Annotated in this window: 17 protein-coding genes and 1 pseudogene; 5 read left to right on the top strand and 13 right to left on the bottom strand. The window is 33.1% G+C overall.

What is annotated here, in order from left to right; translation table 11 throughout:
• Positions 1-3: 3 nt before the first annotated feature.
• From kynU to ACFVR2_RS11965, 4 genes are all read right to left on the bottom strand, one after another.
• On the bottom strand, positions 4-1278 hold the full coding sequence (kynU, locus tag ACFVR2_RS11950; RefSeq protein WP_387361925.1) for a kynureninase: 1275 nt from the start codon (positions 1276-1278) through the stop codon (positions 4-6).
• A gap of 173 nt (positions 1279-1451) precedes the next feature.
• A complete protein-coding gene (locus ACFVR2_RS11955) occupies positions 1452-2246 on the bottom strand; it encodes an ABC transporter permease subunit (RefSeq protein WP_387361927.1) in 795 nt (264 codons plus the stop codon).
• Between the two features lie 23 nt (positions 2247-2269).
• Complete coding sequence (locus tag ACFVR2_RS11960) at positions 2270-3067, bottom strand: ABC transporter permease subunit (RefSeq protein ID WP_387361929.1); 798 nt, start codon at positions 3065-3067, stop codon at positions 2270-2272.
• A gap of 6 nt (positions 3068-3073) precedes the next feature.
• The gene (locus ACFVR2_RS11965) at positions 3074-3958 is read right to left on the bottom strand and encodes an ABC transporter ATP-binding protein (RefSeq protein ID WP_387361931.1); all 885 of its coding nucleotides are present in this window, start codon (positions 3956-3958) and stop codon (positions 3074-3076) included.
• Positions 3959-4117: 159 nt separating this feature from the next.
• Between ACFVR2_RS11965 and ACFVR2_RS11970 the strand changes: the two genes are divergently transcribed.
• Together ACFVR2_RS11970 and ACFVR2_RS11975 are read left to right on the top strand one after the other, a co-directional pair.
• On the top strand, positions 4118-4711 hold the full coding sequence (locus tag ACFVR2_RS11970) for a TetR/AcrR family transcriptional regulator (protein ID WP_387361933.1): 594 nt from the start codon (positions 4118-4120) through the stop codon (positions 4709-4711).
• A 346-nt stretch (positions 4712-5057) separates the two neighbouring features.
• Complete coding sequence (locus ACFVR2_RS11975; RefSeq protein WP_387361935.1) at positions 5058-5300, top strand: hypothetical protein; 243 nt, start codon at positions 5058-5060, stop codon at positions 5298-5300.
• A gap of 38 nt (positions 5301-5338) precedes the next feature.
• Here ACFVR2_RS11975 and ACFVR2_RS11980 read toward each other — a convergent pair whose 3' ends face one another.
• Together ACFVR2_RS11980 and ACFVR2_RS11985 are read right to left on the bottom strand one after the other, a co-directional pair.
• Positions 5339-6304, bottom strand: coding sequence for an ABC transporter permease (locus ACFVR2_RS11980; RefSeq protein ID WP_387361937.1), 966 nt, complete (start codon positions 6302-6304; stop codon positions 5339-5341).
• Positions 6297-7220, bottom strand: coding sequence for an ABC transporter ATP-binding protein (locus ACFVR2_RS11985; RefSeq protein ID WP_387361939.1), 924 nt, complete (start codon positions 7218-7220; stop codon positions 6297-6299). Before ACFVR2_RS11985 ends, ACFVR2_RS11980 begins: the two co-directional genes overlap by 8 nt.
• A 109-nt stretch (positions 7221-7329) precedes the next feature.
• On the opposite strand from ACFVR2_RS11985, the gene ACFVR2_RS11990 reads away from it, so the two are divergent.
• Positions 7330-7572 (top strand): transporter suffix domain-containing protein, encoded by a 243-nt coding sequence (locus ACFVR2_RS11990; RefSeq protein WP_056468839.1) that lies wholly within the window; start codon positions 7330-7332, stop codon positions 7570-7572.
• A 493-nt stretch (positions 7573-8065) separates the two neighbouring features.
• On the opposite strand, the gene ACFVR2_RS11995 is transcribed toward ACFVR2_RS11990, so the two are convergent.
• On the bottom strand, positions 8066-8650 hold the full coding sequence (locus ACFVR2_RS11995) for an LOG family protein (RefSeq protein ID WP_387361941.1): 585 nt from the start codon (positions 8648-8650) through the stop codon (positions 8066-8068).
• 100 nt (positions 8651-8750) lie between these two features.
• Between ACFVR2_RS11995 and ACFVR2_RS12000 the strand changes: the two genes are divergently transcribed.
• Positions 8751-9743, top strand: a complete 993-nt coding sequence (locus tag ACFVR2_RS12000; RefSeq protein ID WP_387361943.1) for a Gfo/Idh/MocA family protein — start codon at positions 8751-8753, stop codon at positions 9741-9743.
• Positions 9744-9920: 177 nt separating this feature from the next.
• On the opposite strand, the pseudogene ACFVR2_RS12005 reads toward ACFVR2_RS12000, so the two are convergent.
• From ACFVR2_RS12005 to ACFVR2_RS12020, 4 genes and pseudogenes are all read right to left on the bottom strand, one after another.
• Positions 9921-10028, bottom strand: a pseudogene (locus ACFVR2_RS12005) (VOC family protein); the annotation flags it as partial.
• 45 nt (positions 10029-10073) lie between these two features.
• Positions 10074-10436: a hypothetical protein gene (locus tag ACFVR2_RS12010; protein WP_387361945.1), complete on the bottom strand. Its 363-nt coding sequence runs from the start codon at positions 10434-10436 to the stop codon at positions 10074-10076.
• A gap of 154 nt (positions 10437-10590) precedes the next feature.
• On the bottom strand, positions 10591-12474 hold the full coding sequence (abc-f, locus tag ACFVR2_RS12015) for a ribosomal protection-like ABC-F family protein (protein ID WP_387361947.1): 1884 nt from the start codon (positions 12472-12474) through the stop codon (positions 10591-10593).
• A 117-nt stretch (positions 12475-12591) separates the two neighbouring features.
• On the bottom strand, positions 12592-12753 hold the full coding sequence (locus tag ACFVR2_RS12020) for an RAxF-45 family protein (RefSeq protein WP_353652158.1): 162 nt from the start codon (positions 12751-12753) through the stop codon (positions 12592-12594).
• Between the two features lie 152 nt (positions 12754-12905).
• Between ACFVR2_RS12020 and ACFVR2_RS12025 the strand changes: the two genes are divergently transcribed.
• A complete protein-coding gene (locus tag ACFVR2_RS12025) occupies positions 12906-13304 on the top strand; it encodes a VOC family protein (protein ID WP_387361949.1) in 399 nt (132 codons plus the stop codon).
• Positions 13305-13352: 48 nt separating this feature from the next.
• On the opposite strand, the gene map is transcribed toward ACFVR2_RS12025, so the two are convergent.
• Entirely contained in the window at positions 13353-14099 is a 747-nt protein-coding gene (gene map / locus ACFVR2_RS12030; RefSeq protein WP_387361951.1) for a type I methionyl aminopeptidase, read from the bottom strand.
• Between the two features lie 211 nt (positions 14100-14310).
• The gene (locus ACFVR2_RS12035) at positions 14311-15324 is read right to left on the bottom strand and encodes a S66 family peptidase (RefSeq protein ID WP_387361953.1); all 1014 of its coding nucleotides are present in this window, start codon (positions 15322-15324) and stop codon (positions 14311-14313) included.
• Between the last annotated feature and the right edge of the window lie 23 nt (positions 15325-15347).

The raw sequence follows: 15347 nt of genomic DNA on the forward strand, positions 1-15347 counted from the left end.
CTCCTAAGCGATGATTTCTCGTTCATTCTTAAACTGTTCATATTGTTTCTCAACCATGATTTTCTTTAAGATTTGTACACTATTCCAAACATCTACATAAGAAGTATAAAATGCGATTGGTGCTAATCTGATTACGTTTGGTGCTCTAAAGTCTGGAACAATCCCATTTAACTTTAATGCTTTACAAATCCTTGCAGCATCATCATGTTCAAGACAAACATGTCCACCTCGATCTGAATCATCAAGTGGATTACCAATTGTAAAACCAAAGTCATTTAATTCTTCATTTATTAAGCTCATTAAATAAGCCGTACTGTGTAAAGACTTTTCTCGAATTCTCTCAATCGTAGCTTCCTTATACATTTCAAGTGAGCCAGCAAGAGGTGCCATGCTTAGAATATGTGGTGTACCGATTTGATAAGCACCAACTGTATCAGACGGAACAAATTCATGCTTCATATCGAACTGCTTTTCTTTATTTGAACCGAACCAACCAGCTAGTCCAGGCATTGTACCAAAATGCTTTTCGTGAACGAATAAACTTCCCACTCCACCTGGTCCGCTATTTAAATATTTATAATTACACCAATAAGCAAAATCCACATCCCATTCATGGAACTTGTGAGGGATGGCGCCAACAGAATGACATCCATCAAAACCAATTACAATTCCACGCTCATGTGCAGCTTTTGTTAGACGCTCTATATCTAATAATTGTCCGCTTCGATATAAAACAGTTGGAAGAATAATTAAGGCAATTTCATCCGTCATTGCTTCAATAATATCTTCTTCTCTAATTGTCCGGCCATCACGGCTTTTAACTTGGATTAAATGTGTTTCAGAATCATAGCCCTTTAATTTTAATTGACTTTGAATAGCATAAATATCAGATGGGAAGTTTAATTCATCTGCTAGTATTTTCGTTTTCTGACCAGTTGGGTGATAGAAAGATGCAATTAATTGGTGAAGATTTGTAGTCGTCGATCCAGTTACGATTACTTCATTCTCTTTTGCCCCAACTAACGGTGCACTCAATGCGCCCAATTTTTCTGCAAAATAATACCATGGATGATCGCCTTGCATCCATCCATCGATTGCAAGTGTCTTCCATGAATCTAATAAATCTAGTAAACTTTGTTCTGCTCTTTTTGAAAGAAGCCCTAAAGAATTTCCATCTAAATAGATTGTATTGGGTTGTAAGTAGAACTCACTACGATAATTTGATAATGAATCTTTTTGATCTAGAAATTCTGCAAATTCTTTTGTTGGTTGAAACATCCCCTTGTTTTACCCCCTTGCAAGAAATAACCTACTATATTAAAGGTATTGCGATTAATAATATATGTCAATATTTTCTGAATATAATATTAAATAAAAAAAGTGCCAACAAATCCAAAATATCCCTATCTTAGATTTTGACACAATTTATTCTTCTATTTAATTGATTTTCCTTACAAATGTAAGTCCCGTTTCTTAAACGAAACATATGTGACCATAGTTAATATCACGATTAATCCGATTGAAATAGTTGTATAAATTCCATCAAATCCTCCGCCATACATAATATCTTTCGCCTCGAAGTACTTAAAGGGTGTAAAATATTTCAACCCTTCAATCCGATCATTTAAATCAATTGCAATTGATAAAATAAATGTGATTAATAGAATACCAGTTGCATAAGAGGCAGCCTTTTTGGAATTTTTACAAACTGCAGCTATAGCCGAACCGATTACTAAAAATAATAGCTGTAAAATAAACATCCCGACCATTACTACAGCTAAATCACCATTTACATTCTCACCTTTACTATACTTCCCTACTATTAGAACACTGGATATCCACGTAATACCGTTAAAAATAAGGATGTTTACTAGAGCACTCATTAATTTAGAAGTTATGATCTTAATTCTAGAAATAGGTTTTACAAATAAAAACTCTGCTGTTTTATCTCGCTCTTCTTTAGCAATTATATTAGCGCCTAGCATTGCCGCGTGAATCGTCGCCATTAAATATAAATATAAAACTAAGATCCCAAAATATCCGCTTGCCTTTGATAAATCTAATGCTCCAGAGCCCATTATCGCTTGAAGGGATTTCGGCATTTGATTAAAAAGGTCAGTTATTTGTCCATTGGAAGCTGTAGCTTTATATTTCGCCATTCCACTACCCACTAAAAAAACAATTCCGATACACCAAAAAATAATCGATTTACGATATGTCTTCATTTCTCTTAAAAATATATTCATTTCAACCCTCCCTTTCCTATAACTTATACTGCATGAACATCTTTCTTCTTATAAATCACATAGCTTGCAATGATTGAAACAATAATAATTCCGATCGAAAAAGTTAAAAATTGTGATTCAAATTTCGAATGAGCAATTATATATTTCGGTTCAAAATATTTAAAAGGTGATAGAAAACGTTTGGCATTGCTTTCATCTGTAGCCACGACCATCCCAACTACAAAAAATCCGAAAACAATCGCAAGTGAAACTGAAAGTACTGCTTTGATTTTTGGAAATAAAACTGATATTAAAATACCAATTCCCAAAAATAGTAACTGCGTAATAAACAACGAAACAGAAAGTAAAATTATTGACTTAATACTATAATCCGCTGTTTTTACATGTTGAGCCATCATTATCGTTGCTGCTAAATAGAATACATTTGTAATCGCTAAAGAAACAATGCCTGCAAAAATTTTTGAAGTCATAACTTTTGTTCTAGTTACTGGTTTTGTTAAAAGAAAGTCGGCTGTTTTTTCACGTACTTCTTTTGAAACAATCGAAGTACCTAAAATCATCGCTTGAATCGCTCCACAAAGTGAAATATAGATAAATACATACGAGTAAAATCCTAATATGTTACCAAAGCTCTCAATCTCAAGTCCTAGTGCTTTTCTTACCCCTGCCGGATAACCCTCTAACACTTTTGAAAACTCTGCATAGTCCTTTGCAATAGCCGGGAATAAAGATAAGAAAAAAACGACGATTGCCATTAAAGAAACCGTCCAAATGAAGGTGGATTTCCGATAAGCTTTTAATTCGTGTAAAAAAATATTCATTGCTTATTAGGCCTCCTTTTCATAATAATGTAAGAAAATTTCCTCCAGGTCAGGCTCTTCAATCCATAAATTTTCAATTTCGATTTCCGCTATTTTTTTCAAAACTTTATTTATATTTCCTTTAAAAATAAAGCTGATCGTTTTACCTTTTACTTCAATATTGTTTACACCTGGCATATCGAAGAAATTTAGATCTACTCCGTTTTGACTATCTATTTTAAATCGTTTGTAATTGTTTTCTTGTAACGTGCTTATTTTTTCTACTGTAACAATCTTACCTTCTTTAATAATTGCAACTCGATCACATAAACGTTGAACTTCACTTAAAATATGTGATGAAAATAAAATCGTTGCTCCTTTTTTGTTTTCCACCTCTAATAAGTCAAAAAATCTTTGTTGCATTAAAGGATCAAGACCACTTGTCGGTTCATCCAATATGATTAACTTCGGTTCATGAAGTAATCCTTGGACAATCCCTACCTTCTTTTTATTACCTAAAGATAAATCATCAATCTTCTTCGTTAAATCGAGGTCCATAACTTCAGCTAATTCTTTTATTCTTTTCGTGCAATCTTTTTTATAAAAACTAGCTGAGTATTTTAACAAATCCATTACTTTCATATTGTCATAATAAAAAACTTCAGATGGCAAATAACCGATTTCTTTTTTTATTTCTGGAGCAAACTGTACACAGTCCTTTCCAAAAATTTTAGCACTACCACTCGTAGGATAAATTAGCGAAAGTAAGGTTCGAATTGTAGTTGATTTACCTGCACCATTTGGACCAATGAATCCGAATATTTCTCCCTCTTCTATATTGAAACTTATATCTGTGATTCCTCTAGAATTGCCATAGGTCTTCGTTAAATTATTAATTTCAATCGCGTACATAAATGAACCTCCCGCTTTGTTTTGAAATATTTATTTGCGATTATTACAAAACTAGTATATACCTCAATCCCAAAAAAGAGAATATGTTTTGAAATAATTTTAATAAAATATTTCAAAACATGATATACTATTACATAGATAATGACGGAGGTACGGATATTGGACGGATATAAAAAACGAACTCTGCAGAAGATGGAGAGCATTGAAAAAAGTACAACTAAATTATTGTCATTACCATTAAATGATATAAAAATAGCAGATATTGCAAAGTTAGCGAATGTATCACAAGTATCAATTTACAATTATTATGGTAGTAAAGAAGCCCTACTGAAAGCTACAATTATTCGATTAATGGATCATCAATACGAAGAAACAAAACAAATGATTTCAAGTGATATTCCTTTTAATGAAAAAATTAAGGAATTATTTATTCGTAAGAAAAACGCTCTGGATATAATTAATCTTGAAATGTTTACAGCATTAATGAAAAAAGACTCTGAACTTCAAGAATTAGTTTTAGATTTTACAATGAACAAATCATTCAAAATGCTGATCTCGCTGATCGATGAAGGACGTTCACTAGGTTTAGTTCGAAATGAGGTTCAAAACCAAACATTATTAATCTATATCCAAGTCTTGAGCCAAGCTTTTTTAAATATGGACCAAAAAACCTCACAATATATCCAACAAAAAGAAGTAGTAGATGAAATTATGAATATATTCTTATATGGATTATTGAAACAAGAGGACTAAAATAGAATAAACGGCAGAATAGTTATAAAAAAAAAGGCATCTTTGCTTGGGTAAAGATGCCTTTCAGTGTGTAGACAAAGTACAAAAAGCTTGAGTTTCAGACTGATTGCAAGCGTTTGTCTTTCGAGGTGCGAAGCTTGGTGAGGAGTGGAGTTACCCTAGACGATAATGAGCAACGAAGAAAGCGAGCGTTTGTCAACAGTCTGAGGCATCTTTGTTTGGAGCAAAGATGCCTTTCTATTTGGAATATTCTTCTAAGTAAACTTATCCATAGATTTGTATTATCTTACTCTTTTTATTCATAGAATGAATTACTTATATTTATTTTAAACTCTTGGAGGAGTATATGCGCAAAACTATTCTATGGCTTAAAGAAAATTGCGATGAAATTAAACGAGGCCTAATTGGTGGATTTACCATTTTCAGTCTAGCTGTTATTTTTTTCACAACTGATTCATCAGTAGAATACAACCAAAACGCATGTCTAAAATGGGAGTATAACAAATCTGCACAAGTAAATGTTTGCTCGATTTACAAAACATCTAGTACTAACACCATTCCATACGGATCAATGCTGAAGGAGAAATAAGAATAGAAAAAGGATAAGGCATGTACCTTATCCTTTTTCTATTGCCCAGCAACGTCCCTCTTCTTAAAAAATTCGCCAGCAGTAACAAGAAATATTAAAATATAAATGACCAATACTGCTATAGAAAATTCAATTCTCATGCCGTTTTCTATATTGATCCCCTTTGTGTAAACCGTTAAATCAGTGTGCATAAATGGTAAGAACTTAGACCAGCTTTTTGTTCTTAATAATGTTGCTATCACATCTGAAGTTGCAAGTAAGACTATGCTTATTAATAAAGAAATACTGCTTGTCCTTAAAACTGTTGATAAGAAGTAAGCAACAGCAACAAAGAACAAGTATGGTAGTAGATTAATTAAATAATCGTTTAGTAAACTTGGTAAAATACCTTGCTCTACTACATGATTATTTACATATTGTAATACCGGTTGTGCACTAAAATTTAAACCGTTTAATGCACTACCTATAATAAATGAGTAAATAATGATTGCAAAAGAAAAAATGAAATATAATATCACCAAACTTAAAAATTTTGCATAATAGATCATTCGTCTTGTTGATGGTTTAACGAGCAAGAAATTAATCGTTTTCCACTGATGTTCTTTTGACATCATATTACTTGCAAAATATATAAGAAGGATTCCAATAAAGTTCGTTACGACTGCACCTTTTTTCATAAAGTCCAATACAGTGTGTTGTTGAATTGGTGAAATATTATGTGCAAGACGATACTTATTGATCTCATATGTCTCTTTTTGCTCTTTTGCAAATGCCGGTAAGTTAGAAGAATTTTGCCCTGCTAATACTTCCTCTATCTTTTTATTTTCTATTTTTAATTCTGTTCTCCAGTTTTCAGCTTTTGCTGCTCCACTTTCCTTTTCTACATAATCCCATCTTCCTAGAACAATAATTGGGATAAATAGTAAAATTAGCGTTATGATAAATGATTTTTGAACGAATATTTTACGTAATTCGTTCTCGATTAATCGAATAAAATTACTCAATGACATTTCCTCCTGTCAATTGAATGAACAGATCTTCTAACCTTTCTTTTTTGCGCGTTACATAATATATCTCTATTCCTGCCAGTACCAACTCTTTCAATAAAGATGGAATATCTTCCTCATCAATTTCAAAAATAATTGATTGATCATTAATAATGTCAAATTTGTACTTGTTATCTCTGTTTGTAAAACTATTTTCAAAAACTTTCGTGCTTTTTACCACTATTTCTATAAAAAACTTCTCACCACTTTTATCATTCAACTCAATTGATTCAACAAATTGACCATTTTGAATAATGATTGAGCGATCACAAATCAATTCTATTTCAGATAATAGATGACTAGATAGTAGGATTGCTGTTTGTTCAACCTCAGCAATACGTTTTAAATAATCACGGATTTCTCTTACTCCAGCTGGGTCCAATCCATTAGTTGGCTCATCTAAAATTAAAATTGAAGGATTATGTAATAACGCTTGAGCAATTCCTAATCTTTGCTTCATCCCTAAGGAATAGGTTGAAAACTTTTTATGTATAGCATTCGAAAGTCCAAGTAAATCAATAACCTCAAGAACTCTCTCCTTTGAAACGCCTTCTAACATTCGAGCAAAATACATTAGATTTTTATACCCACTATAGAAAGGATAAAATGCAGGAGTTTCAATCATTGCTCCAATATGTTTGATTGATTCTTTAAAGTTTTCCTTAATCGAATTGCCTTGGATATAAATCTCACCACTCGTGATACTCATAAGTCCAACAATCATTCGCATAGTCGTCGTTTTTCCTGAACCATTTGGCCCAAGTAAACCTAAAACTTCACCTTTATATAACTCAAAACTAATATCTTTAATAATCTTTTGATTGCTAATCGTCTTATTTATTTTTTTTAGCTCAAGAACAATATCACGATTCATCTTGAGGCCTCCTATTTCTGCAATAATAACTTACTAACTATAAAGTTTTCCCCTTCCTTTTCTCAATAATTAATGCTATTCTCATGGAAGGAATTGAAAGGAGAAGATTATGAAAAGAATACCATATTACTTAGTATTTGGCTCATTTATCCCATATTTATTAATCTTTGCTTTACCTTTTTTACCTGTTTCTGGGAGCTTAAAAGCTGGTCTAATCGCTCTATTAGTTATTCTTGGAGAAGGAATGTTTTGGATTGGTGGAGTATTTGTAGGTAAAGATGTTATGACGAACTATCGTAAAAAATTGAGCCCGGCAAAATGGTTTAAAAATAGAAGAAAACAAGAAAATTGATGAATAAAGGGATGCTCTCATAAAGAGCCCTTTTTTTATTTTTGCAAAACATTGGTTGTGGATAGAATGCGGACAGAATGTGAACTTTGTTGATAAAGTTGTGAACAATGTTTATAAAGTATTGATTTTTATTCATAAAGTCATTAGAGTCAACTTAAGATCGATTTTGTATGTTGATAACTAGTGAATTCAGACTGAAAAGTACAAACTTATATCAAACATTGTTGATAACTTATGAACTTTGTTGATCTATTGTGTGAAGCAATAGATTTAGAATCTCTCTAAATCTGCAAGAATTTGATTAAAACTCGTAATAAAACGCAAAAAACCCACAAAATTGTGGGTAGACAAACATTGTTTCAGACTGATTGTAAGCGTTTGTCTTTCGAGGCGCGAAGCCTGGTGAGGAGCGGAGTTACCTTAAACGGTAATGAGCACCGCTCAAAAGGCGAAGCAACGAAGAAAGCGAGCGTTTGTTAACAGTCCGAAAAACTTATTTGCCTTCTAATTGCTTCCATTTATTTTCCATAACAGGTGGCTCATAGTTTTGCATTAGTTTTAATAGGTCGTCTGCATTTTCTGCAACAACAAATAATGAAAGTGTATTTTCGTTCATAAATCCTTCTTTTACAGCATGTTTAAGCAAATCTAACACAGGGCTAAAGAAGTTATCAACATTTAATAAACCGATTGGCTTATTGTGGATTCCAATTTGCGCCCAACAAATGATTTCAAATAATTCATCGAAAGTACCAATTCCGCCCGGCAGTGCAATAAACCCATCGGACATCTCGTTCATTAAAGCTTTACGCTCATGCATTGATTCTGTCTCAATGAATTGCGTTAGCCCTTTATGGGCAACCTCTCCACGAAATAATCCACCAGGCATAATGCCAATGACATTTCCACCTTGTTTTAATACTTCATTTGCGATTTCTGCCATAATCCCTAGTCTTGATCCACCATATATTAAATCAAAATTATTACTAGCAAATAAGGCACCTAGTTTTTTTGCTTGAAGACTAAATGACTCTCTATTCCCAAGATTTGAACCAGCATAAACACAAATTTTCTTCATAAAATGTCACTTCCTTCAATGTATTTTACTTTATTTTAACATATCTTTCGATTAGGATTGTAAAGATAAAGTTAACTAATTATTTTTAGGAGTTGAAAAAATGAATTTAGGTACTATTGGAACAAGCTGGATTACAGAAAGTTTTATCGAAGCTTCAAAGGATAGTAAATTGCTTAATTTAACTGCGATCTATTCTAGAAATGAAGAAACTGCAAGAGCATTTGCTACAAAGCACAACGCCCCTAAGTTTTTTACGAATATTGAAGAGTTAGCAACAAGCCCTGATATCGACGTAGTATATATAGCATCACCGAACTCATTGCACTATGAACAAACCATTTTATTATTAAAAAATAATAAACATGTCATTTGTGAAAAACCAATTTTCTCAACAATTAATGAGTTAGATCATGCCTTTAAAGTTGCAGAAGAAAATGGAGTTTATTTATTTGAAGCAATTCGTAACTTCCACTCACCAAATTTTACAGCTTTAAAAGAAGGTCTAGAAAAAATCGGCAAAATTAGAAGTGCTAATCTGCATTATTTACAATATTCTTCTAAATATGATGCATTCCTTAGAGGCGAAAATCCAAATGTTTTCTCTCCAGAATTTTCTGGTGGGGCATTAGTAGATTTAGGTGTTTATCCAATTTATGTCGTGATTGGTTTATTTGGAAAGCCAACCTCAGTAAATTATTCACCCGTTAAATTGCGTACTGGTATTGATGGTAGTGGAACATTAGTGTTAAATTATGAAAACTTCACATGTAGCATCCAATGCTCTAAAGTCTCTCAATCATATATTGAAAGTGAAATTACTGGTGAAATCGGAACTTTAGTTATTGATAAACCATCTCCAATTTCAAAAATTACTTTGATTAACCATAAATCAAAGCAACGTGAGTCTTTGGAAGTTAATCAAGTCTCAAATGATATGCTATATGAAATCCAAAATATTACTAGCATAATAAAAGAATCCAATCAAACAGAATATAAAAAATTAAAAGAACTTAGCAAGCTAGTTTTAACAGTAACCGAAACTGCAAGAAAGCAAGGCGGAATTGTATTTGGAGTTGAAAATAAAGAAAACTAGCCGATTGGCGAGCCTTAGGTGAAGACAGAGGCATAGTTGCACTTATACTTAATTCCTAAAATTGGCAACTAACGTCGAGTTTTCTTCTGCGCTGCCAATTTATAATTTCTAGTGAAATTAATAAAAATACCAGTTATCCGATTAGGTGGATACTGGTATTTTTACTTTATAGCTTAATTAAGCGTTAGTGTTCTCTTCTGAAAGTCCAAAAAGTAAACCTTGGTTATCAATAAAATAGGCAAAATAACCCATTTGAGGTATAGCTGTTTTCGGAACTACTATTTTATGTAGGAGCTGATTAAAAAGATTAATCAGCTTTATTGTTTTTTATTATACAACAACCCATCCTACTCCTGGCACAAAGTACCATCTTCTACCACCAAGGATATAATACCCTCCAGACCAATAACCTCCCGGTCCAGGAAACCCATGTCCCGGGCCATATCCTGGCCCATGTCCTGGCCCGTATCCTGCACCGTACCCCGGTCCATGTCCTGGCACTTGACCGTGTCCTTGACCCGGCCCATATCCTGGCATTTGACCGTGCCCTTGACCTGGCCCATGTCCTGGCACTTGACCGTGTCCTTGACCTGGCCCATGTCCTGGCACTTGACCGTGTCCTTGACCTGGTCCATGTACTGGTTGAGCATATCCCGGTCCAGGATATCTACTATAAAGCTCATCATAAATCATATACTCACCACCTAATTAGAATCATATCTCTATAACTTATTAATTCTAATAAAGGCATGAGCAAGTACTATGACATTTACTTTACTAATTTATTTAATTGATGTTTTTGCCTATAAGTTTAAATGAATCTATAATAAATACTTTCGGTAATTTCTCATTCAATACATTCTTCGAGTTCGTTATATAAAGCGACACTTTTTAAGTTTAATTCTTCGAGTTCTCGATGATAATTCTGTAAAATGCTTAAATCATTTTCAAGTATCATTTGCTTATTTATTTCACTAATCGCTTCTTCTAAAGAATAAATTTCATTTTCAATCTCTTCTATATTTCGCGATTTTGTTTTTATTTTTTTAATCGGTTTGAAATGGGAAGTCGTTTTTATTACTTTTTCTTTTTCTCGATTATTTCGATAGATCGTCATTTTTTCTTTTGCAATTTGGTATTCATCAATAAATTCGAAAAGCTCACCATTGTCTAGCCAATAAATTTTTGAAAATAGCTTGTTAATGAAATAACGGTCATGCGAGACAGAAAGAATCGTTCCTTTGAACTTTTCAAGAGCGTCTTCTAAAACTTCTCTAGATTCAATATCTAAATGGTTAGTAGGCTCATCTACAATCAATAAATTAATATCTTGATACATCAGTTGAGCCAATCTTAATCTCATTCTCTCTCCACCACTAAGTTGACTTACTTTACGATAGACCATATAGCCATAAAATAAAAAGCCAGCCAATATATTACGTGCTTCACCTTCTGTAACATGTACTTCCTCTCTGAATTCCTGAAGTACGGTGTGATCCGAATGAACTGGTTCGTAATGTTGTGATAAATAACCGATTTTTACGTTACTTCCCAGTTTAATTTTTCCTTCCTCGATTGATGCCTGACCTAGGATCATCTTCAACAAAGTTGATTTACCCGTCCCGTTATCTCCTACAATTACTGCTCTTTCTCCATAGTATAATGAAAAGTTAAGCTGATTAAATAATACTTTGTTCGCAAAGGATTTTGAAAGATTATCAACAACAATTACATCTTTTCCACTGCGACCAGATTCCTCTAACTGAAATGCCATTTTCTTTTTTTGTAATATCGGGCGCTTTAATCTCTCAATTCGTTCGAGCGCTTTTTCCATACTTCTAGCTCTTCTATGCAAACCAGCATTTGGTGGGTTTGCTTGATTAGCCCATTCTCTTAACCGTTTAATCGTTTCTTTCATTTTTTGTATTTTCTTTTGCTGCTCTTCATAAGCCTGGAATTCTTTTAGTAATCTTTCTTCTTTTTGAATAACATATTGTGAATAATTCGTATGATAGGCGTTAATTTCACCATCTTCTAATTCTAAAATATGATTGACTACCTCATCTAAAAAATAGCGATCATGCGAGATGACAATAATCGTTCCTTCATACTCCTTTAAGTATGAACCTAACCACTCAATAGCGGATAAATCTAAGTGGTTCGTTGGTTCATCAAGTAATAGTAAATCAGGTTGTTGTAAAAGGACGATCCCTAATCCAATTTTTGTTTTTTCACCACCACTTAAAGAAGCAAATTGTTTAGTAAGTAAGTCAGTGATTCCTAATCCATTAGCAATTTTCGCAAGTGAAGCTTCCATCTCATAACCACCGTTATTACTAAACTTCTCTTGTAATGATCCATAACTTACTAGTAATTGTTCTAAAGTACGTTCATCTACCGTATTAGACATTTTTATTTCCAATTGCTTCATTTCATTTTCTATTTTTCGTAATTCTTCAAAAACCGTTAATAAAACATCCCTACTAGTCATCTCATCTGGAAAAACAGGGATTTGAGCTAAGTATCCTGTTTTTAATCCTTTTTTAAAATGAATTGAACCCGTATCAGGTGCTTCTATGCCCGTTAAAAGTTTAAAAATACTAGTTTTACCACTTCCATTTGCTCCAACTAAACCTACACGGCTACCTTGATGTATTTGAAATGATAGTTCCGTAAAAAGTGAATTTCCACCAAACATTTTTGAAATTTTTTCTATACTACATGCAATCATGATTAAATCTCCTTCTATTTTCCGTACCAATCCATAGAAAAAAGCCATAGACTAATGAACCCATCCATGGCTTAAATAATGATTTAAATAGAAGTGTGTAATCACACGATTATTTTATCAATTGAAGTCGTAGGAAAGAGTACGTTTTCGTTTTATTTGAGTTGTTAAATTGTTAAAAATGGACAGACCTATCCCGTTAACAGCTAAAAACGCAAATTTTGCACGACAATAATATAAAAATTCTATCATTTGTGCGCAAACCATTTGAAAACGTAACATCTTTTCTACACCTCCCTTTCGAACTTAAATTTATTTAAATTATAAAATATTTTAACTTTTAGCACAATACCTATTCTATTTGGCTATACTTAAAACTGTGAGTTATTGTTCGCAATTTATATACAAATATTCAAAAGAAAGAGGAGAAAAAAATGAAAAATATTTTACCTCATATTTACGTTGAAAACTGTAAAGAAGAACTGGAGTACTACAAACAAATCTTTGGTGGAGAAATTAAAAACACACAAACAGGCGATGGTATGGAAATGTTTAAAGGGCACGAAGGAAAATACATACACGCAGAATTACATATCAATGAAAACTGTGTAATTTATTTTGCTGATGCGTTTAGACCATTAATAAAAGGTGACAATGTTTGGACAACGCTAGACATGAGTTCTGAAGAGGAAATTAATTCAATTTATGAAAAGTTATCAAAAGACGGAGAAATACATATGGAACTTCAAGACACATTTTGGAATTCTAGATTTGCTGTAGTAAAAGATAAAAATGGATTTACTTGGGAGTTAAATTACTCGAAACAAGCGTGACTAGAAAAATAAAAGCGAAGAACTTAAATTCTTCGCTTTTCCTATTTCTTAAATCTGAGTTAAGATAATTGGTTCACCTTTTGTTACAACAATTGTATGTTCGCATTGGGCAACTAAACTCTTATCTGGCGTCACAAAAGTCCAGCCATCACCTGACTCGATAATGTGGTCTGCATTTGCAGAGATAAATGGTTCAACTGCTAATACAAGACCGTCCTTTAATAAAGCTTTATCCATTGGATCGAAATAACTTAAAATATGTTGTGGGCTTTCGTGAAGGCTTTTTCCAATTCCATGGCCTGTTAGATTCTCAATGACATTTAAACCATTTTTACTAGCTTCATTATATACCGCTCTTCCAATTTGGTTTTGTTTTGAACCTGCTTTTGTTTTTTTCATTGCAGCCCAAAATGCATCTTCTGCAACTTTACAAAGCTTCTCTTTTAGTAAGTCACCTTTCCCAACTACAAAAGAGATTCCAGTGTCTGCATAGTATCCATCTAATGCTGCTGACACATCGACATTAACTAAATCGCCATCTTGAAGTACTCTGTCTCCTGGAATTCCATGAGCTACTTCTTCGTTTACACTAATACATGTTGTGCCAGGAAAATCATACTCTTTTTGAGGGGCTGAAGTTGCACCATGCTCCTCTAAAACATGTCTACCGATTTCATCTAATTCTTTTGTTGTCATTCCAACGACAGCTCTTGCCTTCATTTCTTCTCTCGCTAATGCAACGATACGACCGATCTTTCTTAAAGCTTCTAATTCTTGTTCATTATTGATAATCATTTTATTGCTCCTGATTCTATTTAATAATTTGACTTTCTTATATTATGCCATAATATTACTATGTTATAGTCTTTTAAGCACTTATACAAGACAAAAAAGGCATGATTAAATGCGGGGGTTTAGGAGGCGAGTACGATTTTAAGAGACTAAAGCACATCATAAAACAAATTAAAAAGCGTTCTTTTTATAAAAAAACGCTTCATGTACTGAATTAAATAAAAGTCTGTACAATCTTACCTTTTCCACCACTTACTTCTACTTCTGCAAATGCACCATTAATTAATGTAATTTGAGGTGGCACATGCCCACAATCAATATCATAAATAATTGGGATTTCTAATTCTTCATTTAACTCATTATATACATCTTCTATTGTATAGTTATCTACAGTTTGATTTGCCGCACTACGTCCAAATAAAATTCCAGAGCAATTTTCAAACCATCCTGCAAGTTTCATTTGTACTAAGGATCTTCTTAAATCTGTTGTATTCATTTCACAATTCTCAAAATACCAGATGATTGGTTCTTCTCCAATGTATTTACCTCTAAATAAACGCACATCACCATAAGGAGTTCCGACAAGATGTCTAATCACATCAATACACCCACCAAGCAATCTTCCTTGAACTTTTTCATCTTTTTTCGAAGTAGTTTTCCAATTTGTTTTTTCGGACAAATGAAATACATATGGTGTTGGATTTCCATGCTGCCATTTCGCTTGAAACATTTCGGATGAAGTTTGAATGATGGAGCCACCTGATTTAGTTGCTAACACCTTCTGCCACATAGCCGTTGTCTCGTCGGAGTATTCTCCTCTTAAATCGATTAAATTTGTACCGTGTGCACTAGCAATCCCGGTTGTTAAAGTAAATGCTAATAAAATAATACTCGTATCAGAATATCCTAAAATCCATTTTTCCTTATAGCTTTCAAATGTTAATTTATCAAGAATTTCGATTGCAAGCTCTCCACCCCACGGCGGAAAAATTAAATCTATTTTCTCATCATTCATCATTAAATTTAATTCACTTGCACGTTTGTTAGCATTCGTAGATTTTGCTTTGTCCTGTGTCCAAACTACATCTCCACATTCCACTTTAAATCCGTCTTTTTGCATGCGGTTAATGGACTGCTTCAACAATTCGTGGAACTGCTCTTTTAAGCCTGATGATGGTGCGGTCACCCCTATCGTTCCACCACTTTTTAAAACTGGATATTTGATCATCTTATCACCCATTTTCTTTTAAT

Origin of the sequence: Gottfriedia sp. NPDC057991 (assembly GCF_042886615.1) — a bacterium.
Taxonomy (GTDB): Bacteria; Bacillota; Bacilli; order Bacillales; family Bacillaceae_G; genus Gottfriedia.